We start from the raw sequence: 22,791 nt of genomic DNA, 5'->3' as shown, positions 1-22,791 counted from the left end.
GCCATAGGCATGACATGATCCTCAAAAGTATTTATTTAGATTGGCTGGTTCTAGTATTTGAAAGTGACACCAGCGGAAGCCAGACGGCCACCATTGACATAGTATTGGTCGCCCGCACTATGCACGGTTTTGTATTTCACATCACCAACATTTTCAATATTGGTAAAGAGCTTTACTGTTGGATTGATATTCCAGTAAGCATTCAGGTCGACACGTGCATAGCCTGGAATGTCACGAGCAAAATCTTTGGCTTTCGATTTCGCAACCAATGCTGCACTTAGACCATAATCGGCATTTTGTAGACCTGTAGATAAGGTCAAAGACTGACGCGGACGACGTAGCAGCTCGGTATTCTGTTTGCTATCTTCAGTCTTGACGTATGTGTAACCAGCATTAATAAAAAATTGATCCTTGTTCCATTGCGCCGTTAATTCACCACCTGTCATTTGGGCTTCATCAATATTCTGGTTTTGATAGACAGGGAAGGTGTTGACCCAGTCACCGTCACAAGTGCTGATACAGGTTGAATTGATCAGGTGATCGACTTCCGTATGAAAAGCTGATGCGCCAACCAGAATATTGAATGGTAATTTTTGATCAATTCCCAGTTCATAAGAAATACTTTCTTCAGGTTTGAGCTGATCATTGCCGCCAAAGGCATACATATCATTTAAAGTGGGTGCCTTGAAAGCTGAACCGATATTGGTATAAATGCTGGTATTCGGAAGCAGCTGATAACGAATCCCGCCTTGTGCCACCGTATGAGTACCAAATTTTTCATTATCTTCGACACGCAGACCGAGTTGGGTACTGAAACCATGATTCTGGTATTGATGCTGAATGTAGTAACCAGTTGAATTGATGTCTTCATCAATAGCTTGGGTTTTGGCATCTGTATTACGTTGGGTCAGACCTAATAAAACATTCTGGGTCGGGCTAAAATTCCATTTGCCATAGATTTCAGCTTCTTGTGTCGTGCTGTGTACAAAGCTGTTAGATGTGACCTGATTTAGGTCATCTTTAAACTGGGAAAGTCGTGCATGAATGGCCGTGGTTTCAGTAGGATGAATCTGACCTTTTAAATTGACGATTTCATTTTTGAAATTCTGGCTGGAAAAGACACCCCAGTCGCTATATTGGCCATTTCCTGAATTCTGGCTGTAATCTAGAGATGCAGCATAACGCTCTTTTTCAACGCCGAATTTTGCACTATATCCTTTCTGGTCATAGCTATAGTCACGACTGTCATTCATGTTGAATACCGGAGTGCCATCAGTTTCTAAAATCTGGCCACGAATCTGTGCATAGATTCCATCTTCTGCGAGGTCTGCACCAACCAGTGATTTATAAGTCTGGTTTTCACCCATCTCGCCAGATACAAAAGCACCAGTTTTTTCAGGTGTTTTAGTGACGAACTGAACTACACCACCAATCGCATCTGTCCCATACAGCACGGATGCGGGGCCTTTTAATATTTCAATCTGCTTGAGGTCAGTGGTATCCAGAAATGGAATAGAGGCTGCACCGGTAGTTGCGGTATTTAAACGAACGCCGTCACGTAAAACCAAAGCTTGATTGGAGTTAGTACCGCGTAAGAACAGAGAAGTCTGCTGGCCATAACCGCCTGACTGCACCACATTTATGCTGGGATCTGTTTGTAATAAATCCGGAAGAGCCTTAATCGGTGATTGCTCAAGAACAGCCGGTTCAATAATCGCAATCCGGGCTGGCACATTTTCAATTTTTTCTTCAGATCGGGTAGCGGTCACCACAATGGTATCTAAAGCTGCTTGTGCAACTTTTTGCTCGGCAGCATGAACTGATGAGGAAAAACCCAAAGCAAACGTGATAGAACCTGCTAAGGCAGCAGGCTGAAATGGAATAGACATGAGATGTGCTCCATGCATTCACTCCCCGTGAATGATTGAGTTAAAGAACACAACAAGCAGGTATCCGGACTTAAATGCAGTATTGAAACATACTTACTTATCCACCTTCCCACATATTGATGCAGTGGTGTAAATCCTGAGGATTTATAAAGACAAGCTTTTCATTTTTTACCGTTGCGGGGGCAGCGTTGGATTTGCACCAACTTCCCTAAAGCCTTAAGGCCTTGACTCGTTGCAAATTGTGGCAAGTATAAAGTCTGCTTATGACTTAAACAATCAAGATCAAGAATAATCCGTATGAACTTTACGCAAGATCGATGATTTGCATTACAATGATTCACCCCAATCTCATAGATTACTTGATATCTTGGTAAATCAGAGCCAACACTATATGCGAACCCGTGCCAAAATCTGTGGAATCACCCGAGTTGAAGATGTCCAAGCTGTTGCGAATGCCGGCTGTGATGCCATTGGATTTGTGTTCTATCCACCGAGTCCACGTAGCGTGACTCAGGCACAAGCTGAAGTATTGGCCAAAGCAGTGCCAGCTTATATTCAAGTGGTTGGCTTATTTGTTAATAGTACGGCATATGAAATCCAGGATATTTTAAAAACTGTTCCGCTGGATATTCTGCAGTTTCATGGTGATGAAAGCCCTGAACAATGTCAGGTTATCGCAAAGCAGGTTGGGCGTCGCTGGTATAAAGCGATTCAGGTCAAACCTGATCTGGACGTAGTCGCTGAGATTCAACGTTATCAGACAGCAGGGGCCAGCGCAGTACTGTTAGACGCATGGCATCCTGATTTAAAAGGTGGTACCGGCCACAGCTTTGACTGGAGCACCTTTCCTCAATTAGATATTCCCTTGATCCTGGCTGGGGGCTTAAACCCGGACAATATCGAGCAAGCAATTCACACCACACAGGCTTATGCTGTTGATGTTAGTGGTGGTGTCGAATCCGCAAAAGGTATAAAAGACCAACAACTCATAGAACGCTTTATGCAAGGAGTCCATCGTGGATCAGCAAAGTACTAATCACAACAAGCCCGTGATTGACTATACCCAATTCCCGGATGAGCGTGGACATTTCGGTATCCATGGCGGGCGTTTTGTGTCAGAAACTCTGATGGCGGCTTTACAAGATCTGGAAAAGCTTTATTTCCGCATGAAAGATGATGAACAGTTTCTGGCAGAATTCGACCGTGATCTAGCCTACTACGTAGGTCGTCCTAGTCCTTTATATCATGCTGAACGATGGTCAAAAGAGTTGGGTGGTGCGCAAATTTACTTGAAACGTGAAGATCTGAACCATACTGGCTCACATAAAGTAAATAACACAATTGGTCAGGCTTTATTGGCTAAACTTTCAGGCAAAAAACGCATTATTGCAGAAACTGGTGCCGGTCAGCATGGTGTAGCAACGGCAACCATCGCAGCACGTTTAGGTCTTGAATGTGTGGTGTTCATGGGTGCTGAAGACGTGAAACGTCAGGCGATGAACGTTTACCGTATGCGTCTGCTGGGTGCAACAGTTGTCCCTGTAGAAAGTGGCTCTAAAACATTAAAAGATGCCATGAACGAAGCGATGCGTGACTGGGTTACCAACGTTGACTCAACTTATTATGTGATTGGTACCGTGGCAGGTCCGCACCCATATCCACAATTGGTTCGTGACTTCCAGTCCATTATTGGCCGTGAAGCACGCCGTCAGATTCAAGAACAGGCAGGTCGCCTACCAGATGCATTGGTTGCTTGTGTCGGTGGTGGTTCAAATGCAATGGGCTTGTTCTATCCATTCCTGAACGATCAGGATGTGAAAATGTATGGTGTTGAAGCCGCAGGTTTAGGGATTGAAACTGGCAAGCACTCTGCACCACTGAATGCGGGTCACGTCGGTGTGCTGCATGGTAACCGTACGTATCTGATGTCTGATAAAGAAGGACAGATCATTGAAACGCATTCAATTTCTGCCGGTCTGGATTATCCGGGTGTAGGTCCGGAACACAGCTTCCTGAAAGATATGGAGCGCGTGAACTATGTGCCAATCAATGACCAGGAAGCGTTACAAGGTTTCCGTGATTTGACCAAGATCGAAGGGATCATTCCTGCGCTTGAAAGTTCACATGCGATGGCTTATGTCACTAAACTTGCCCCAACCATGGACAAGGATCAAATCATTATTGCGACCGTTTCTGGTCGTGGTGATAAAGACTTGATGACCGTTGCCCGTATTGATGGCGTGGAAATGGTTGAGATGTAAAATCTCCCCCAGGCCCTCTTTTTCAAAGAGGGGAGAAAACCCTCCTATCTAAAAGGAGAGTAAGGTGGATTAAAAAAATCGTATTGAAGCTATTCAGTACGATTTTTTTATTTTTATAGATAAGAAAATTTTTAAAGATGAAGAGGAAGAAGCAATCTGGTTCAAAATAGAATAAAATTTATTCAAGTTCTGGATAAAACAGCAAAAAAATCAGTTTCTCATTCAGAAAATTAAAATGGTTATTTTAAGCAGAATTGGCCGGAAGAGCTGACGAACGGTTTTAAAAAATTCTTTATCAAATCTCAATAATCGGCATAATAGCTTCAAGCAAAAATAGTTTTTGATTGAGATGGAATGTCTTAATGGATTTAATTCAGGAAAATGGACAACCACGTTACGGACGTTTCAAGGAAATTCCAAAAAGTATTGATTACCATGCGTACCAGTACAAAAATCCCTATGGTGATGTACTCAAGGGATGGCGTAAGCAACTAAAATATAAAAAATTTAAATTCTGTAGTATTCAACACGAGCATTATACGATTGGCCTTGCAATTGCGGATATCGCTTGGGCCGGGCACAGTTTTTTCTATATCTATAACCATAGCACCAATGAAGTGCAGGAATGGAATGCGATCAATTTCTTCTCGCGCAATACGGTGCTAGATGAACAGCCATTGTTTAATCATAGTTATTTTCACAAATCTCCCTTTCAGATTGATATCCAGCATGCCAATGGGGTGCGTTATATCCATGTGACCAAATATGGTGAAATCAAGCTTAGTGCCCGAATTTTTTGTGCAGGTACAGATCCGCTGAGTATGTGCAGTCCGACCGGAATCAATGGCTGGACCTATACCCAGAAATTGACCACTTTGGGTTGTGAAGGTTATTTCGTAAATAAGCAGGGTGAAACCATCCAGTTTAATGAGCGCACCTTCGCCTCTCTGGATGATACCTGCGGCTTTTTGCGTCCTGAAACTGCCTGGTTCTGGCTATCTTGTAATTTCTGGGATACCAATCGTAACCGTATCGGGATCAATCTCGCTTCCGGCGTCAATGAAAGCTTTGGCAATGAAAACTGTTTGTGGGTAAATGGCAAAATTTATCCTGTGGCGGATGTGTTATTTCAGCAGGAATCTGACGAACGCTGGAACATCCAGTCATTGGATGGCTGCTTGAACCTGAATGTACACACAGGCTGGCGCCGTTATGAAAATCTGAATCTGCGTCTGGTCGGCAGCCAGTTTAGCCAGTGGCAAGCAAAAGTATCTGGTACTATCCGACAAGATGGCCAAGATATTGTACTGGTTAATGAATATGGACTTTTAGAACAGCACTATGCCAAATGGTAATTCATTTTTCTAACTTCTAAATCTAAAAAAGCCTTCAATCTCGAAGGCTTTTGATTTCGAGGTTTAATCTTCTGCAGCTTGCCAGAAGGCTTCTCCTGCCTGAATCGGGTCGCCGGTTTCTGCCAGCGTTTTTACCCAAACCTCATATTGAGCAATCACTGGGTGCTGGGATGGATGGAAATCCTTTTTAAACCAGTCACGATACTGTTTACCCATACGAGTCAGAGTCCCTTTTTTGCCAAAGAACCAAGGTAGGCCACGGATATTCATTTGCAAGCGTTGCAGCGGACTAAAGCCATCATGTTTAAGCATGACATTGGCACGGTAAATGGTAAAACCAAACATCAGCAAAGTCGTGATGAGCAAGGTGTATTGACGCAGCCATTCTGGCGTTTTTGCCACATCTTTCATGACATCAAAAGCCACATCACGATGTTCCATTTCCTCAATCGCATGCCAGGCAAACATGGCGCGAACAAAAGGATGGGCATTTCTTAAAGTATCTTTTTGTCCATAAAAAGTTTCAGCCATGAGCGCGGTCAGATGTTCTGCGGCTGCAGTGACTGCAATATTGTACTCAGGTGAACGGTTCTTCAGGTCATAGTTCATCATGTAGTTCAGACGCTGAATAAACTGATCAACCGGCATGCCTTGTTCCCGCATCAGGTTATTCATCTTGTCATGGGCAATACCATGCTGTGCTTCCTGACGGATAAAATCAGCTACCCGTTTTTGCAGATCTGGATCTTTGATCTGGTCACGGAACAGACGCACACTCTGAATGAAATAACGTTCACCGTCTGGAAAGGTCAGACTCAGTGCATCAAACATACGGGTCAGGAATGGATCGCCACCAAACCAGTAACGCGGAATTTCACTCAGCTTAAAATCAAGATTACTGCGTACCACAGGCTGTACGGAAGATTTTAAAGGTGCGTTCATCTGCTTTCATTCTTTTTCTGAAGATGCTGACAGTATGTTCAGAATTGCACAAATTGTTTTGACAGATATGGCCAATTTTTATACATTTTACGCCAGAGAAAAATAAAATATACATTCGCAGCGGAGACAGGGACGCGCTCATGCAGGACATCAAAATCTCCAATGGCTATATCCAGCTATGGGCCACCTATTTACGTAGCTTAAATATAGAACCTTTAACCGCAAAGTTTCTTGCAGATCTACGACCTCAGCTCATTGGACTGATTGATCAGCCTTTTGATGCACAAGTTCCGCTGGATTTTCTCAATAGCATCCTGTTAAGAACCCAAAAACAGCTAGCGTGTCCACAGTTAATTTTTGAAATTGTGCAGTGCATTCGGCCAGAACATTTTGGTGTGCTGGGCTATATGGTATCTAAAAGCAGCAGTATTCCTGAGATCATCGGCTATATCATGCGTTTTCAGCGACTGGTCATTGATGGGAGTGAATTTGTCCCATTGCAACTAAGACAGCATGCACAGAGTATTGAATTGTATTGGATCTATCAGGATGAGCGTTATAACCTGCTGAATGAGCTGACCATCGCAGCTATGGTGCAATTGGGACGTTTTATTTTGCAGGATCATCCTTTACTCTTGCGTCGGGTGCGTTTTGCCCATGCGCCAGAAATTGCCCGAATTCACTATCAAAAATTCTATGATGCAGAAGTGCAGTTTTCACAGCAGGATTATGGCTTTGAACTGGATATACAGGGACTGAGCCTGAAATCGGAACAGGCCGATCCAATGCTATTACAGTTATTGATTCGTCAGGCTGAAGAAGCGATTGCAGCCAAACCACCTGTAGAAAGTATTTTGACTCAGGCTCAAAAGGTGGTTGCAGAGCATCTAAGAAGCAGACAGCAGGCGATTAAAATTGAACAGCTGGCCGAGCAACTGTTTGTATCGACTCGAACCTTGCAGCGTCAGCTAAATGAGCAAGGTAGTTCTTTTAAAAAATTGTTGGAACAGGAAAGGATCAGGCGTTGTGAAAGCTTATTGCATCAGCCCCTAAGCCTGACCGAAATCGCCCAACAACTGGATTATTCTGACCAGTCCGCTTTAGCCCGCGCTTATAAGGCAGCAACAGGCAGGACTTTATTGCAATATAGAAAACAATTAAAACAGGATCAGGCATAAAAAAACGGCCATCATTGGCCGCTTTATCTCATGACTTAATTTAAGCTGTTTTTAATTTAGGATATCGGAAAGTAATTGCGATCACCGCAAATATTGCCAGAATCCAGCAATAATACACGCCCCCGATTAGCTCGACTGGAGAAAGTTTGGCAATCGAACAGGCCAGTAATAATTGTGCGCCATAAGGGATCAGCCCCTGTACCACACAGGAGAAAATATCCATCAGGGCGGCGGCACGTTTCGGATCAACCCCATATTCTTTCGCCACTTCACGGGCCATATCACCAGCCAGAATAATCGCGACAGTGTTATTTGCTACAAACAGATTCGAAAATACGACCAAGAAACTGATCCCGATTTCACCAGCCCGCTGACGGCCTACTTTAAATAAGCGGGTCAGCGCGTAGATGCGTTCGATCAGCCAGCGTAAACCACCTTCACGTTGCATGATCGCAGACAGGCCACCCAGGAACATGGATAACAATGCCACTTCAAACATGCCGACAAAGCCATCATAAATGGAAGTGTTCAGCTTGAGGATATTGAAATCTGGCGTAGCAAATAGCCCGAATAAACCCGATAACACGACACCGATGATTAAAACCGCCAGAACATGCAGACGGCTAAAAGCCAGTAAAAAGACCGCAATATAAGGCAGGACTAGAATCCAGTTAAAGTCCTTGTATTCCACTGGACTAGAACTACCAGTATTGAAGATATAGATCAAAATCGTGACGATAGAAGCCGGCACAGCAATCCAGACATTGACTCTGAATTTGTCACGTAACTGCACTTTCTGGCTGCTGGTTGCAGCAATGGTAGTATCCGAAATCATAGACAGGTTATCACCGAACATTGCCCCACCGACCACGGCGCCGATCGCATAAACCACCGGAATCTCGGTCACTTGTGCAAAGCCAAAGGCAATGGGTGCACAGGCGGCAATGGTTCCCATAGAGGTACCCATCGCCGTCGCAATAAATGCCGAAATCACAAACAGCATCGGTAAGACAAAACTCGGAGGAATGACAGACAGGCCCATCTGTACGGTGGCATCAACACTGCCAATCGCACTGCTAACACTGGCAAAAGCACCGGCCAGCATAAATACCATGAACATCAGAATCAGGTTAGGATGGCTGGCACCTTTCAGAAATTCTTCAATACCCTGATTGAGTTTGCCACGATACACTAATGCAGCCAAGATAATCGCGGGCAGGGCAGCAACAGGCGCTTTAATCTGATAAAACGCAAATTCAGTTCCGATCAGAGAATGATAGATCCCGCTACCTAAAAAGATGGTTAAAAATACAATAAGCGGCAACAGTGCAATGGCGCGTGCCTGCACTGTACCTTCAGAGTCAGTCTGCATAGGAGATAAAAAAATAAGAGAATGGGGCTAGTATAAAACAGGTTTTGCAATTTCAGAAAACTTTAAATGAATGCGCTAACATCTGCATTTTTATTAATTTTTCCATGATAAAAATAAGTTTATCTAAATATTCAACATTTTAGGGAATGCCAAAATTAGGCATCTTTGATCATTGAGAAAAAAATCAAAATAATCGTAAATAGATCCCTTCGGGTTGTTCTGAAATCCTCGCACAGGAAATGAAATGCCAGAGGTTGATGTTGCACACTGTTCAATGTACAAAAAATAGCGTTACAATGCGATGTCTTGTATTTCTACATAGTCAATGTCTCAAGTTTGAAACACCTTAAGGAAAGCTCAGCCCTATGTCACGTTTAGCCACACGATTTGGACAACTTAAATCTCAACAGCGTAAAGCTTTAGTTTCTTATGTTATGGCTGGTGACCCGCATCCAGAGGTAACCGTACCTTTGCTGCACCAGATGGTGGACGCTGGCGTCGACGTGATTGAACTGGGTCTTCCTTTCTCAGATCCAATGGCAGATGGTCCGGTGATTGCTCTGGCCGCTGAACGCGCGCTGGCCGGTGGCACTAATACCTTGGATGCCCTGCACATGGTGAAAGAATTTCGCTTGAAAGACCGCGAAACACCAGTGGTACTCATGGGTTATCTCAATCCGGTTGAAGTCATTGGCTATGAAAAGTTTGTGGCTTATGCCTATGAATGCGGTGTCGACGGCGTGCTTCTGGTCGATCTTCCTCCTGAAGAAGCTCAAGATTTGGGGCAGGTGCTGGAAAAATATGAAATGGATCAGATTTTCCTGTTGGCTCCGACCTCAACTGATGAGCGTATTCAGCATGTAGTGAAACAGGCCAGTGGCTTTATTTACTATGTGTCGTTGAAAGGTGTGACGGGTGCTGCAACATTAGATGTATCTGAAGCAGCTGCACGTATTCAGAAAATTAAGGCAGAGACAGATGTTCCTGTAGGCGTGGGTTTTGGTATCAGTGATGCTGCATCTGCGAAAGCGATGGGTGTTGCTGCCGATGCAGTTATTGTGGGAAGTGCGTTTGTAAAACAGTTTGCAACCCTCGCGCCAGAACAAGCCGTTATTGCGACGGTGAATAAAGTCAAGGAGCTTCGAGCAGCGCTCGATGAGTTATAGTATGAGTCAACAAGTGAAATCAGGCAAAATTCTGAGCCCATCGACCCCATGGACGGAGCGTATTGTTCCGGGCATTCATGTACCTGATGAGCAAACTACCCTAAAAGCGACATTCACAGAGCCAACCATTGAGTGCCCTGAATGTCATGCTTTGGTGACACGTACTGCAATGTCATTTAATGCTTATGTTTGTCCACAATGCGATGAACATCTGAAAATGAAAGCACGTGACCGTCTGAACTGGTTCTTTGATCAGGTACAGACTGAAATGGGTCAGGAATTTACGGCCAAAGATCCACTGAAATTTGTCGACAGCAAAGCTTATCCTGAGCGTATGTCGGAAGCACAAAAGAAAACGGGTGAAACTGAAGCACTGATCGTGATGCAAGGTCTGCTGAAAGGCGTGCCAATGATTGCAACTGCATTTGAATTCGACTTCATGGGCGGCTCTATGGGTACCGTAGTGGGTGACCGTTTTGTGCAGGCAGCCGAGCGTGCGATTGAAACACATCAACCTCTAATCTGTTTTGCAGCTTCTGGTGGCGCGCGTATGCAGGAAGGCATGCTGTCTTTGATGCAAATGGCACGTACTTCAGCAGCGATTCAGCGTTTGAAAGAAGCAGGTCTGCCTTATGTGGTGGTATTGACCCATCCAGTCTACGGTGGTGTCACTGCGTCTTTAGCTATGCTGGGTGATGTACATCTGGCTGAACCGAAAGCCATGATCGGCTTTGCGGGTAAACGTGTGATCGAACAAACTGTACGTGAAAAACTGGACGAACCGTTCCAGCGTGCTGAATATTTGCTTGATCATGGTGTAATCGATCAGATTGTTCACCGTCATGCATTACGTGATACAGTTTATCGTATTATCACGAAATTGATGAACCTGCCTTGAACACAGCACCATTAGCAACTGATTCACTTGATACATGGCTCGATTATTGGAGCCATGTTCACGTTACGGGGATTGATTTAGGCCTGGAACGTGTTATTCCTGTGGCTGAAAAGCTGGGCGTGATCAATCCGGAGGCTAAAGTCCTGACGGTTGCCGGAACCAATGGTAAAGGTTCAACGACCACGACTCTGGCTGCCATTCTCAATGCTCAGGGTTTTAAGGTCGGACTGTATCAGTCTCCTCATGTATATCGTTTTAATGAACGGGTGAAATTACGTGGGGTTGAAGTCGAAGACCAGTTGCTGATTGATGCTTTTGTTGAAGTCGATCGGGCACGTCGCGAATGCGATTTAAGCCTGTCATTCTTTGAAGCAACCACACTTGCTGCATTTGTGATTTTTAAACATGAACTGTGTAATGTGTGGGTGCTGGAAGTCGGATTGGGTGGCCGTCTGGATGTCGTGAATGTGGTTAATCCGGATGTTGCAGTCATCACCAATATCGGACTGGATCATACCGACTGGCTCGGTGATACCATTGAAAAAATTGCTTTTGAAAAAGCTGGTATTATCCGTCCGAATATTCCCGTGATATTTGGTGGTCAGCAAGATATTCCGCAAGCCATTCTGGATAAAGCTGCTGAATGCAATGCGCCGTTGTATGCTATCAACCGTGATTATTTCTATGAAGCCTTTGAAGATGGCAAAACCTGGGCTTTTGCATCGTCGGGTACGACTTTAAAATTGCCAACAGGTTCACTGGCGCTGGATAATATTTCGACAGCGGTTGCAGCGATCTTGCTGAGTGGTTTGGAAGTCAACCAGACAGCGATTGCGGAAGGAATTCAGGCAGCTAAATTGCCGGGACGTTTTGAAGTCCGAGAAATTCAGAATAAGACCGTAATTTTTGATGCCGGACATAACCCGCATGGGGTAGAGTTCCTGTTAAAACAATTACGCAATTATTTAAATTACAACAAGAAATATAAAGAAGTCATTTGTGTATTTTCCATGCTGGCAGATAAAGATATAAATTCTGTCGTCAAGTTGTTGAAAGACACTGTTCATTTGTGGAAAATTGCACCATTATCTGTGCCACGTGCGGCAGAGGTCACACTTTTGACTGATGCACTGCAAGGTGAATTGATAGAACAATTTGACAATGTAAAATTAGCTTTTAAATCAGCGCTGGATGAAACAGAGAATAATCAGCTGATTTTGGTATGTGGATCATTTCATACCTTAGAAGCGGTATGGGAGTATTTGGAAGAATGTCAATGAATAACAAACAACGCTGGATGGGTGGCGTTGTTTTACTAGGTGGTGGTGTTTTATTGGCAGCATTACTCCTGAAAGGCCAAAATGAAATTCATCAGGATCGTCAGCAAAACCCGGCACTGGCTGCAGAAGTAGAATCAAAAGATACAGTCAACAATTCATTAGGTTCTTTAACAGTCGATGTGGAAACAGAAAAACGTCTGCTGGAACAGCAGCGTCGTGACCGCGAAAAAGCAGTGGCTGAACAGGAAGCCCGTGCAGCTGAATTTTTAGCCATGCAACAGCAGGCTGAGGCAGATGCAGCACGTCGTGCGGCTGAAGAATATGCTGCTTTGAATGCCCATCGTATGGGACAGCAAAGTTCAGACAATATTCCACCTGAGCTGGCAGAAGATGAACAGACGAAGCAAAAACGTCTGGCTGAAGACAAGGCTGCTACACAAAAAAAGTTAGAACAGCAGAAACTTGAGCAGCAAAAAGCCCAAACTTCAGCTGATACTGCCAAGAAACAGGCAGAGCAGAAGGCTGCAGAAGAAAAACGTAAGCTAGAAGAGAAACGTAAAGCTGAAGAAGCGCATAAGGCAGCTGAAGCAAAACGTAAGGCCGAGGAAGAGCACAAAGCGGCTGAAAAGAAAAAAGAAGCTGAGCATAAAGCTGCTGAAGAAAAACGTAAGGCAGAAGAAAAACGTAAGGCAGAAGAAAAGCGCAAAGCTGAAGAGAAACATAAAGCAGAAGAGGCCAAGAAAAAGGCTGAAGCTGAAAAAGCCCGTAAACTTCTTGAAGGTGAAAGTGATAAACAGTGGATGGTGCAGGTGGCATTGGCTGCCAATGAAGCCAATGCTGATGCCATTGCGGCCAAACTGCGAGCCAAAGGCTACAAGGTCACCAAGAGCCAGACATCTAAAGGTGTGCGTATCATGGTCGGTCCATCTAAAGACCGTGAAACAGCAGATGCACTGCGTAAGAAAATCGCGTCTGATGCCAGCCTGAACATGAAATCAGCCTGGGTGAATGACTGGGTGCCGCTAGATAAGCGTTAATTCTCTTACTTAACCGAAGTTTCTGTAGATGGATTCGTGAGTTGCTCGCGAATCCATCTTACATTTTCAGGGATAAATAATTTTTCAATATTGCGCCAAATGGAATGAAAGCCATAACCGCCATGCTTCATTTCCCGTACTGCGTCTTCAATGCGCCAGTTCTGGAAAATAATCCGGTACATGGCCACACTGGCACCGGTACGGTCTGAACCATGATAACAGTGTAAAAGTATTTTTTCATTATTTTGCCGTGCCTGTTGAATCAACTGCATTACGTTCAGTAAATCCTCGCGATTCATAGCCCAGGTATGAATGGGAACATGTTTAAGCTTGAGGTCTTCATTTGACAAAATATCCGTATCTTTATCGCGTGAACGCAGGTTGATCACCACATTAATGGCATATCGTTTTAATAAGGGCGTCAGTTCATCGCTCGGCTGTTCACTCCGGTAGAGTTCATCGCTGATCTGATAAAAATTATGTTCTTCATGCAGTTCCTGTCCCCAATGCATTGGGCGTTCCTGTTCAGGCAGCGCTGGAGTACAGCCGGATAAAACAAGCGTGGAAACCAGAAGAAGTACATAATTATTTTTCATTGCAACCTAACTCACCTTTTTAATCATTCTCTTCAACAGCATATCGGCTTTTCCAAAAAAAAGCCTGTCCGAAGACAGGCTTGATGGGAAAAGTTCGAAAACCCGGCTCGTCGGAGGGTATCAAACTAAACATGAAAATGATGGTTGATGCATGACGATTTTCATTTTCATGGTGGAGAGTTGATTGGGGTTTTTTACTATTCAAAAAGGATAGAACAACCTTTAGCTTATCCTCTTGCACCCACAGCATAGCTGTGGGTCTTCTTGCGGAATATATTCCTCAGGGCGGAGCAGTGCTTCGTTTTAACTTGAACTACGCGCTTCGCTTGTCTTGCCACAAATTAAGGCAGTGTTCAAATACTGCGCACTTCGTTTGCCTTGCGCAAAACTGAAAAGCAGTGGTTTCGGTGTTATCACTCGAAGCATAGCTTCTCGTCTTGCGCAAGGGCAGTACTATGGAAACTGCGCGCTACGCTTGCCTTGCGCAAAATTAAAAAGGAGTCCTTTTAATTCCTTACCAGCCATAGCATAGCTATGGCTCTTGCGCTCGGGCGAAGCAGTGCTTCGCTTATCCTCGCTCAGGCTGTGGTGTCAGACGTAGGTATGGAGTTACTGCCTTATAACCTTTAGGGAAGCGTTGTTTAATTTCTTCCTCATCTTTTAATGAAGGCACAATCACTACATCATCGCCATGTTGCCAGTTTGCTGGAGTTGCAACTTTATGATTGTCGGTTAATTGCAGAGAGTCGACTACACGTAATACTTCATGGAAATTACGACCTGTTGATGCAGGGTAGGTAATAATCAGACGCACTTTCTTGTTTGGATCAATGATTACCAGAGAACGTACAGTTAGGGTTTCGCTGGCATTTGGGTGAATGAAACCATACAGCTCAGACACTTTTCGGTCCTGATCAGCAATGATCGGGAAGTTAACGGTCGTACCTTGAGTTTCATTAATGTCTTTGATCCAGCCATGATGCGATTCAACATCATCAACAGAAAGCGCAATCGCTTTCACGCCACGTTTTGTAAACTCGTCTTTCAGTTTCGCGGTAAAGCCCAGTTCAGTGGTACATACAGGTGTGTAGTCTGCTGGATGTGAAAATAAAATGCCCCAACTATCGCCTAGAAAGTCATAAAAGTTAATTAAGCCTTCGCTAGATTGCTGTTCAAAATTCGGTGCGGTATCGCCTAAACGTAAACTCATTTTCTTGCCTCAATTGATCTTGTAATGTGTCGATGAGAATAAATATGAACCAATTTTTTTATGATTAAAAATAGTGTTTTTAGAATTTCTTATGAATAAACCGAATAAAGAAGTAGGCTGTCGATTCAGAATCAGACAAATCAGTCGTCTAATTAACTATATTGCATGGGTAAAATTTGCTACATTACTTTGCCTTAGGTCTCAGGGCTAGGACGAAGGATGAGTTTTTTTCATTGGTTTTCTGGCAAAACCCTTGTAGTTCAAATTTCTAGCACCATAATAACGACTAAGAACATATTTATTTGACAAGCAAGATTTAGAGAGTCTATTCATGTTGGCAAGTCTGATCGGAGGAATCTTCGGTACCAAAAATGAGCGCGAACTCAAACGCATGCGTAAAATCGTAGACAAGATTAATGCGCTCGAGCCGACGATATCAGCCCTAAGCGATGCAGACTTATCTGCAAAAACTGAAGAATTCAAACAACGATATAATAAGGGTGAAAGCCTAGATAAGTTACTTCCTGAAGCATTCGCAGTCTGTCGTGAAGCTGCAAAACGTGTTATGGGAATGCGTCACTACGACGTACAGTTGATAGGTGGTATTACCCTGCATGAAGGCAAGATTGCCGAGATGCGTACCGGTGAAGGTAAAACCCTGATGGGGACGCTGGCCTGTTATCTTAATGCATTGAGCGGGCAGGGTGTCCATGTCATCACGGTGAACGACTATCTGGCACAACGTGATGCCGAGTTAAACCGTCCATTGTTCGAATTCTTGGGTTTAAGCATTGGGATTATCTATTCCATGCAGAATCCGATAGAAAAATCTGAAGCCTATAAAGCAGATATCACTTACGGTACCAATAACGAATTCGGTTTCGATTATCTTCGTGACAACATGGTGTTCTCGTTGGCTGAGAAAAAACAGCGTGGTCTGACCTATGCCATTATCGATGAGGTCGATTCGATCCTGATCGATGAAGCACGTACACCACTGATTATCTCTGGTCAAAGTGAAGATTCTTCCCAGCTTTATGCAGCAATCAATAACATTCCGCCGAAATTAAAAGCACAGAAAGAAGAAAAAGTACCGGATGGCGGTCATTTCTGGATTGATGAAAAACAGCGTTCAGTAGAAATTACAGAAACCGGTTTTGAAACCATTGAAAGTGAATTGATTGCAATGGGCTTGCTGGCTGAAGGTGAAAGCCTATATTCAGCTTCTAATCTGAATTTGCTGCATCATGTGACTGCTGCGATTCGTGCGCATTATCTGTATCAACGTAACGTGCATTACATCATCCATGAAGGTGAAGTGATCATCGTCGATGAGAACACCGGTCGTACCATGCCAGGTCGTCGCTGGTCTGAAGGTCTGCACCAGGCAGTTGAAGCAAAAGAAGGTCTGGAAATCCAGCCGGAAAACCAGACCCTTGCAACTACTACATTCCAGAACTATTTCCGTCTGTATAAAAAATTATCCGGTATGACCGGTACTGCAGATACTGAAGCTGCGGAAATGAAAGAAATTTACGGTCTGGATGTGGTAATCATTCCAACCCACCGTCCAATGATCCGTAATGACCAGAACGATTTGATCTACCTGAATCGTGAAGGCAAATACAACGCGATTATTCAGGAAATCCAGCGTGTTCATGAAGCTGGTGTTGCGCCAATCCTAATTGGTACGGCCACTATTGAAGCGTCGGAAATTCTTTCTGACAAGCTTAAAGAAGCTGGTATTGAACATGAAGTCCTGAATGCCAAACAGCATGAGCGTGAAGCAGATATTATTGCCCAAGCGGGTGCACCGCGTGCTGTAACGATTGCAACTAACATGGCCGGTCGTGGTACCGATATTTTGCTGGGTGGTAACTGGAAAGCGCTACTGGCCAAAATTGAAAACCCAACCTCTGAAGATGAAGCACGCCTGAAAGCAGAATGGGAAGCGAATCATGAAGCAGTTCTTGCTTCTGGTGGTTTGCATATTATCGGTTCTGAGCGTCATGAATCTCGCCGTATCGATAACCAGTTGCGTGGTCGTGCGGGCCGTCAGGGTGACCCGGGTGTATCGCGTTTCTACCTGTCTCTTGAAGATGACTTGATGCGTATCTTTGCGGGTGACCGTGTGGTTGCCATGATGCGTGCAATGGGCTTAAAAGAAGATGAAGCGATTGAACACAAAATGGTGTCACGCTCAATCGAAAATGCACAACGCAAAGTAGAAGCACGTAACTTCGACATTCGTAAGAACCTGTTGAAATACGATGACGTGAATAACGAGCAGCGTAAAATTATCTATAGTCAGCGTGATGAGATTCTGGCTGAAAGTTCATTGCAGGATTATATCGAAGAGATGATCCGTGAAGTGATGCAGGGCATGATCGCCAACTATATTCCGCCTGAATCAATTCATGATCAGTGGGATATTGAAGGTCTGGAACTTGCACTACGTGAAGACTTATCGATTGATCTGCCAGTTGCACAATGGTTAGAGCAGGATCGTCGTTTAGATGAAGAAGCACTGGTTGAGCGAATTACTGAAGAAGTGGTAAATCGTTACCGTTCACGTCGTGAACAAATGGGTGCTGAATCTGCAGCATCACTCGAACGTCATTTCATGCTGAACTCGTTGGACCGTCACTGGAAAGAGCATCTGGCAGCGATGGATTACCTGCGTCAGGGTATTCATTTACGCGGTTATGCACAGAAAAATCCAGAGCAGGAATACAAAAAAGAAGCCTATAACCTGTTTGTAAACATGCTGGGTGTCATTAAATCTGATGTGATCACTGATCTGTCACGTATCCATGTGCCAACACCTGAAGAGCTGGCTGAAATGGAAGCACAGCAGCAGGCACAGGCTGAAGCGATGCGTTTGCAGTTATCTCATCAGGAATTTGATGGATTACTGGCTGAAGAAGATGAAATCACCACTGAACAAAATGCGCAGGCTAATCCGGTTGCACCAGTCTTTGAAGCACCGGCAAGCCGTAATGCACCTTGTCCATGTGGTTCAGGTCTGAAATACAAACAGTGTCATGGCAAGATCTAATTTCTGCTAAGTTTCTAAACTATAAAAAGATCAGGACCAAATGGTCCTGATCTTTTTATGTATATGGACTTTTCAGCTGATGAATACTGTTTGCACTGTACCGGATTAAATGGTATTTAATGGCAGATTGAACACCGCAAAGTGGAAGAAACAATGACAAAAGTATTAAAAACGATGATGGTTGCTGCTTTGGTAATCCCGACTTTAAGTTTTGCTGAAACAGCAACAACGACACCTGCTAAAGTTCAGCAGGCCATTGGTCCAACTACGGCTCAGGTTCAGACGGGTACAGATGGTCAGGTGACCATTGCAAGTCCGCGTACTGGCATTCGCTATACCTTTAATAATTCAAACCGTCCAATCGTTTTGCAGACTGCAGCGATTGCAGCAGCCAATGCAGCGAATGCTGACCGTATTGTTGCTTCTAACCCAGCGCTTTCTGCGGCAAGTCAGCAACAGGCGAAACAAGCTTTATTGAGTGAATCAACCCAGCTGGCTAAAAACTAAGTTTGATCCAGTTTAATAAAACCAGTCACCATGACTGGTTTTTTATTGTGAAAAACCATAAGAAAAGTGAGTGTTCATCTGGCTTTGGCTCGATTTTTTAATGAAGATCAACTAAGCTGTATTTTTCTGAAACTTCAATATTGGACATTTAAAAATGGCAGTTGGTGACGTATCTATGCCACAGATGCATGTGGTAAAAGGGGTGAGAATTGGTTCGGCAGAAGCGTATGTACGCTATCAGAACCGACGTGACCTGGTGATATTTGAACTGGCTGAAGGCTCCAATGTTGCAGGTGTATTTACCCAGAATGCTTTTTGTGCTGCTCCTGTACATGTTTCTAAAGCACATCTGGCGGTAGGTAACCCACATTATTTAGTGATTAATACCGGAAATGCCAATGCGGGTACAGGTGCTACAGGTATGGCAAATGCTGAAGCCACTTGTGCCAAACTGGCTGAACTTGCAGGCGTGAAAGCTGAAGAAGTATTGCCATTTTCAACAGGGGTGATTGGCGAACAATTACCAATGGAACGTCTTCTGAATGGTTTGCAGCCTGCATTAGAGTCATTGCGTGATGATGCCTGGATCGATGCGGCAACCGGCATCATGACCACAGACACTACACCAAAAGGTGCATCTGAACAGTTCGAACTGGACGGCATTACTTATACCATGACCGGGATTTCCAAAGGTGCCGGCATGATTCGCCCAAATATGGCCACTATGCTAGGTTATGTGGCGACTGATGTGCCAATCAGCCGTGAACTGGTTCAACAGCTTTTATCTGAGACAGTGAATCAGTCATTCAACCGCATTACCATTGATGGGGATACCTCAACCAATGACTCTTGCATTTTTATTGCTACAGGTCAGGCCGGTGGAACAGAAATTTCATCAGTTGAAGATCCGCGTTATGCAGCTGTGCTTGAGGTATTAATGCGTACCATGAAACGCCTTGCGCAATTGATTGTGCGTGATGGTGAAGGCGCAACCAAGTTTATTACTGTGGCCGTAGAAGGTGGTGCCAATACTCAGGAATGCTGTGACGTGGCCTATAGCATCGCGCATTCTCCATTGGTGAAAACTGCGATCTTTGCTTCTGATCCAAACTGGGGACGTATTCTGGCTGCAATCGGTTATGCAGGTGTGGCGAATTTAGACGTTGCAAAAATTCAGGTTTGGTTAGATGATGTACAAATCTGCAAGGATGGTGGTGCTGCAGCAGACTATACCGAAGAGGCAGGTGCACGTGTGATGGCACAAGCTGAAATGACGATTCGTGTTGATCTTGGACGTGGTGAAGCAAAAGATACAGTCTATACCTGTGACCTGTCCTATGATTATGTGAAGATCAATGCTGATTATCGTTCATAATTCAGATTGTTTCTAAAGCCTCCGTTGTGGGGCTTTTTTTATATCTTATGATTTTTAATGACTGGTCAAAAAAGTATTTTGCTAGAGATGACCGGGATGTAGGGTGAAAGGTTCGTTGAATAATGAACCATGAGGGTAGAGTAAGAGTTGTTATGAATGATGCGACCAAATTAATAGCCAATGAAGCCAAATCGATTGTGCAGGCGCATTTAGATCGTTTAGGAGAACCCAAAGAGCATCAGATCAGTGCACAGGCCAAACAGGAAAAATTTGCACAGATTCAAGCCGAATTGGAAAAGCAGAATGCAGTACTAGTTGCACATTATTATTGTGATCCTGAAATACAGGAACTGGCAGAACTGACTGGTGGCTGTGTGTCCGATTCATTGGAAATGGCGCGTTTTGGACGTGACCATCCCGCATCGACCTTGGTGGTAGCTGGGGTTAAGTTCATGGGGGAAACTTCAAAAATACTTTCACCAGAAAAAACCGTCCTGATGCCAACTCTTGAAGCGACCTGTTCACTGGATTTGGGTTGTCCGGTAGAAGAATTTACCAAATTCTGTGATGCGCATCCTGATCATACTGTAGTGGTGTATGCTAATACTTCAGCTGCGGTTAAAGCCCGCGCTGACTGGGTCGTGACTTCAAGTTGTGCAGTTGAGATTATTGAACACCTCGATAGTTTAGGTGAAAAAATTATCTGGGCACCGGATCAGCATCTAGGGCGTTATATCCAGAATAAAACCGGTGCTGACATGCTGCTTTGGGATGGCGCGTGTATCGTCCACGAAGAATTTCGTTCGCGCGGAATTGCTAATATGAAAGCCTTATATCCAGATGCGGCAGTGCTGGTCCATCCAGAATCACCGATGTCTGTGGTAGAAATTGCTGATGCAGTCGGAAGTACTTCTCAGTTAATCAAGGCAGCTCAAACCTTGCCACATCAGCGTTTGATCGTGGCAACAGATCGCGGTATTTTCTATAAAATGCAGCAGGCTGTGCCAGATAAGATTTTGATTGAAGCTCCAACCGCTGGAGAAGGAGCAACCTGTCGTTCATGTGCACACTGTCCTTGGATGGCCATGAACGAGCTAGATGGAATCTTGCATGTTCTACAACATCGTGATCAGGAGATTCATGTTGACCCCGCATTAGCTCAACGAGCCAAACTGCCTTTAGATCGTATGCTGGATTTTAGTGCCAGCTTGAAACGCTAAGATTTTGTATAAAAAATGTCTGAAATGCTTGATAAATAAACGCTTGAAGTGTTTTTTTGATTTTTTTTAAATATAGGTGTTGACGTCTTATGGCGTCACGCCTAGAATGCACACCGTACCAAGCGATAAGCTTGATACGAAAGCTGAGATGAATCGGAGCATAGCACAGCCTGGTAGTGCACCTGGTTTGGGACCAGGGGGTCGTAGGTTCGAATCCTACTGCTCCGACCAATTCTTCAAGGCGGATGGTGAAAATCATCAGTAAAGCGCTTGTAGCTCAGTTGGATAGAGCATCCGCCTTCTAAGCGGATGGTCACAGGTTCGAATCCTGTCAGGCGCGCCATTTTTGGTGGCTTGATATTTAAGAACCAAGGTAATGGTGGATGTAGCTCAGTTGGTAGAGCCCCGGATTGTGATTCCGGTTGTCGTGGGTTCGAATCCCATCATTCACCCCAACTCTTTGAGTTGAACATCGGAGCATAGCACAGCCTGGTAGTGCACCTGGTTTGGGACCAGGGGGTCGTAGGTTCGAATCCTACTGCTCCGACCATCTTCTTCATGGTGGTTAAGATAAATGATACCGCGTCAAGCGGTTTTTTTATGTCTAAATAATGAAGACACCGTAATGGTGGATGTAGCTCAGTTGGTAGAGCCCCGGATTGTGATTCCGGTTGTCGTGGGTTCGAATCCCATCATTCACCCCAACTCTTTGAGTTGAACATCGGAGCATAGCACAGCCTGGTAGTGCACCTGGTTTGGGACCAGGGGGTCGTAGGTTCGAATCCTACTGCTCCGACCATCGATAAAAATGATTAATTATATAGATACCGCATCAGGCGGTTTTTTTATGTCTGAAATTTAACTACGAATTAAATTTAGCAATCAAAATAAAAATAGATTAAAAACTGGTTATTTATTAAGTTCATTCTTCATTCTTCATTCTTCATTCTTCATTCTTCATTCTTCATTCTTCATTCTTCATTCTTCATTCTTCATTCTTCATTCTTCATTCTTCATTCTTCATTCTTCATTCTTCATTCCAGAATTATGTTTTTAATAAGTCGAGCTAAATGTACCTAGATCTTTTTATGGGTGAGTCGCATTTATTGGGAGGTCCATAGGGATTGTGAAAATAAGAAAAATATTTATTCGAGTGAGTTGGAAGAATATTTTAAGCAAGAGTAGTTATAGGAATAAAAAACTAAATTGCACTTTATTAAGCTGAAACGAAATAGTCCCTGTTTTTTAAATTAAAAAATGGAAATAGTAAAAAGATATCTAAAAAATAGGGTTTTTAGATTAAAGAATATGCATATATGACATTTTTGTAGAAATAATAATCAACTGAAGTATTTTCTTAAAAATAGGGGTTGCGCTTGTTTGGGATTGGTCTATAATGCACATCCATCGGCGGTGATGAAGATTAAAACTTCTGATAAAACAGTAA

Annotated in this window: 17 protein-coding genes, 6 tRNA genes and 1 riboswitch; of the genes, 18 read left to right on the top strand and 5 right to left on the bottom strand. The window is 43.9% G+C overall.

Annotated elements, in window-relative coordinates; genetic code table 11:
• Positions 1–50: 50 nt before the first annotated feature.
• The gene (locus FTU46_RS13865; protein WP_180105195.1) at positions 51–1,889 is read right to left on the bottom strand and encodes a TonB-dependent siderophore receptor; all 1,839 of its coding nucleotides are present in this window, start codon (positions 1,887–1,889) and stop codon (positions 51–53) included.
• A 37-nt stretch (positions 1,890–1,926) separates the two neighbouring features.
• Positions 1,927–2,137, bottom strand: a riboswitch (cobalamin riboswitch).
• Positions 2,138–2,280: 143 nt separating this feature from the next.
• Between FTU46_RS13865 and FTU46_RS13860 the strand changes: the two genes are divergently transcribed.
• From FTU46_RS13860 to FTU46_RS13850, 3 genes are all read left to right on the top strand, one after another.
• On the top strand, positions 2,281–2,925 hold the full coding sequence (locus FTU46_RS13860; protein WP_180105194.1) for a phosphoribosylanthranilate isomerase: 645 nt from the start codon (positions 2,281–2,283) through the stop codon (positions 2,923–2,925).
• Positions 2,906–4,150, top strand: coding sequence for a tryptophan synthase subunit beta (gene trpB, locus FTU46_RS13855; protein WP_004782182.1), 1,245 nt, complete (start codon positions 2,906–2,908; stop codon positions 4,148–4,150). The genes FTU46_RS13860 and trpB overlap by 20 nt, the downstream gene beginning before the upstream one ends.
• 362 nt (positions 4,151–4,512) lie before the next feature.
• Positions 4,513–5,505: a DUF2804 domain-containing protein gene (locus FTU46_RS13850; protein WP_180105193.1), complete on the top strand. Its 993-nt coding sequence runs from the start codon at positions 4,513–4,515 to the stop codon at positions 5,503–5,505.
• A gap of 63 nt (positions 5,506–5,568) precedes the next feature.
• Here FTU46_RS13850 and FTU46_RS13845 read toward each other — a convergent pair whose 3' ends face one another.
• Complete coding sequence (locus FTU46_RS13845) at positions 5,569–6,447, bottom strand: metal-dependent hydrolase (RefSeq protein ID WP_179993252.1); 879 nt, start codon at positions 6,445–6,447, stop codon at positions 5,569–5,571.
• Positions 6,448–6,587: 140 nt separating this feature from the next.
• Here FTU46_RS13845 and FTU46_RS13840 point away from each other — a divergent pair, with 140 nt between their 5' ends.
• Positions 6,588–7,625 (top strand): AraC family transcriptional regulator, encoded by a 1,038-nt coding sequence (locus FTU46_RS13840; RefSeq protein WP_180105192.1) that lies wholly within the window; start codon positions 6,588–6,590, stop codon positions 7,623–7,625.
• A gap of 40 nt (positions 7,626–7,665) precedes the next feature.
• Here the strand turns inward: FTU46_RS13840 and FTU46_RS13835 are convergent, their stop codons facing one another.
• Complete coding sequence (locus FTU46_RS13835) at positions 7,666–8,997, bottom strand: Na+/H+ antiporter NhaC family protein (protein WP_180068725.1); 1,332 nt, start codon at positions 8,995–8,997, stop codon at positions 7,666–7,668.
• A gap of 365 nt (positions 8,998–9,362) precedes the next feature.
• Between FTU46_RS13835 and trpA the strand changes: the two genes are divergently transcribed.
• Genes trpA through FTU46_RS13815 form a run of 4 tightly spaced genes read left to right on the top strand, consistent with a single transcriptional unit; the run spans position 9,363 to position 13,378 of the window.
• Positions 9,363–10,163, top strand: coding sequence for a tryptophan synthase subunit alpha (gene trpA, locus FTU46_RS13830; RefSeq protein WP_004782187.1), 801 nt, complete (start codon positions 9,363–9,365; stop codon positions 10,161–10,163).
• Between the two features lies 1 nt (position 10,164).
• Positions 10,165–11,061, top strand: coding sequence for an acetyl-CoA carboxylase, carboxyltransferase subunit beta (accD, locus tag FTU46_RS13825; protein WP_034169942.1), 897 nt, complete (start codon positions 10,165–10,167; stop codon positions 11,059–11,061).
• Positions 11,058–12,341 (top strand): bifunctional tetrahydrofolate synthase/dihydrofolate synthase, encoded by a 1,284-nt coding sequence (gene folC / locus FTU46_RS13820; RefSeq protein WP_180012591.1) that lies wholly within the window; start codon positions 11,058–11,060, stop codon positions 12,339–12,341. Before accD ends, folC begins: the two co-directional genes overlap by 4 nt.
• Positions 12,332–13,378: an SPOR domain-containing protein gene (locus FTU46_RS13815; protein WP_373684505.1), complete on the top strand. Its 1,047-nt coding sequence runs from the start codon at positions 12,332–12,334 to the stop codon at positions 13,376–13,378. Before folC ends, FTU46_RS13815 begins: the two co-directional genes overlap by 10 nt.
• A 5-nt stretch (positions 13,379–13,383) precedes the next feature.
• On the opposite strand, the gene FTU46_RS13810 is transcribed toward FTU46_RS13815, so the two are convergent.
• Complete coding sequence (locus tag FTU46_RS13810) at positions 13,384–13,974, bottom strand: dual specificity protein phosphatase family protein (protein WP_159124161.1); 591 nt, start codon at positions 13,972–13,974, stop codon at positions 13,384–13,386.
• Between the two features lie 568 nt (positions 13,975–14,542).
• Entirely contained in the window at positions 14,543–15,184 is a 642-nt protein-coding gene (locus FTU46_RS13805; RefSeq protein WP_104426585.1) for a peroxiredoxin, read from the bottom strand.
• 331 nt (positions 15,185–15,515) lie between these two features.
• On the opposite strand from FTU46_RS13805, the gene secA reads away from it, so the two are divergent.
• From secA to FTU46_RS13755, 10 genes are all read left to right on the top strand, one after another.
• Positions 15,516–18,242 (top strand): preprotein translocase subunit SecA, encoded by a 2,727-nt coding sequence (gene secA / locus FTU46_RS13800; RefSeq protein WP_180105191.1) that lies wholly within the window; start codon positions 15,516–15,518, stop codon positions 18,240–18,242.
• 153 nt (positions 18,243–18,395) lie between these two features.
• Positions 18,396–18,749, top strand: a complete 354-nt coding sequence (locus FTU46_RS13795) for a hypothetical protein (RefSeq protein WP_159124164.1) — start codon at positions 18,396–18,398, stop codon at positions 18,747–18,749.
• Between the two features lie 154 nt (positions 18,750–18,903).
• The gene (gene argJ / locus FTU46_RS13790) at positions 18,904–20,124 is read left to right on the top strand and encodes a bifunctional glutamate N-acetyltransferase/amino-acid acetyltransferase ArgJ (RefSeq protein ID WP_179993244.1); all 1,221 of its coding nucleotides are present in this window, start codon (positions 18,904–18,906) and stop codon (positions 20,122–20,124) included.
• Positions 20,125–20,276: 152 nt separating this feature from the next.
• Positions 20,277–21,344 carry a quinolinate synthase NadA gene (nadA, locus tag FTU46_RS13785; protein WP_179993243.1) on the top strand — a complete coding sequence of 356 codons (1,068 nt, stop codon included), beginning with the start codon at positions 20,277–20,279 and terminating at the stop codon, positions 21,342–21,344.
• Between the two features lie 154 nt (positions 21,345–21,498).
• Positions 21,499–21,575, top strand: a tRNA-Pro gene (locus FTU46_RS13780).
• Between the two features lie 35 nt (positions 21,576–21,610).
• A tRNA-Arg gene (locus tag FTU46_RS13775) sits at positions 21,611–21,687 on the top strand.
• A 36-nt stretch (positions 21,688–21,723) separates the two neighbouring features.
• A tRNA-His gene (locus FTU46_RS13770) sits at positions 21,724–21,799 on the top strand.
• A gap of 18 nt (positions 21,800–21,817) precedes the next feature.
• Positions 21,818–21,894: transfer RNA gene (locus FTU46_RS13765), tRNA-Pro, on the top strand.
• Between the two features lie 78 nt (positions 21,895–21,972).
• Positions 21,973–22,048: transfer RNA gene (locus tag FTU46_RS13760), tRNA-His, on the top strand.
• Between the two features lie 18 nt (positions 22,049–22,066).
• Positions 22,067–22,143: transfer RNA gene (locus FTU46_RS13755), tRNA-Pro, on the top strand.
• Positions 22,144–22,791 lie beyond the last annotated feature (648 nt).

This window comes from Acinetobacter sp. YH12108, assembly GCF_013419055.1.
Lineage (GTDB): Bacteria > Pseudomonadota > Gammaproteobacteria > Pseudomonadales > Moraxellaceae > Acinetobacter.
This window is presented reverse-complemented; position numbering and strand designations above follow the sequence as displayed.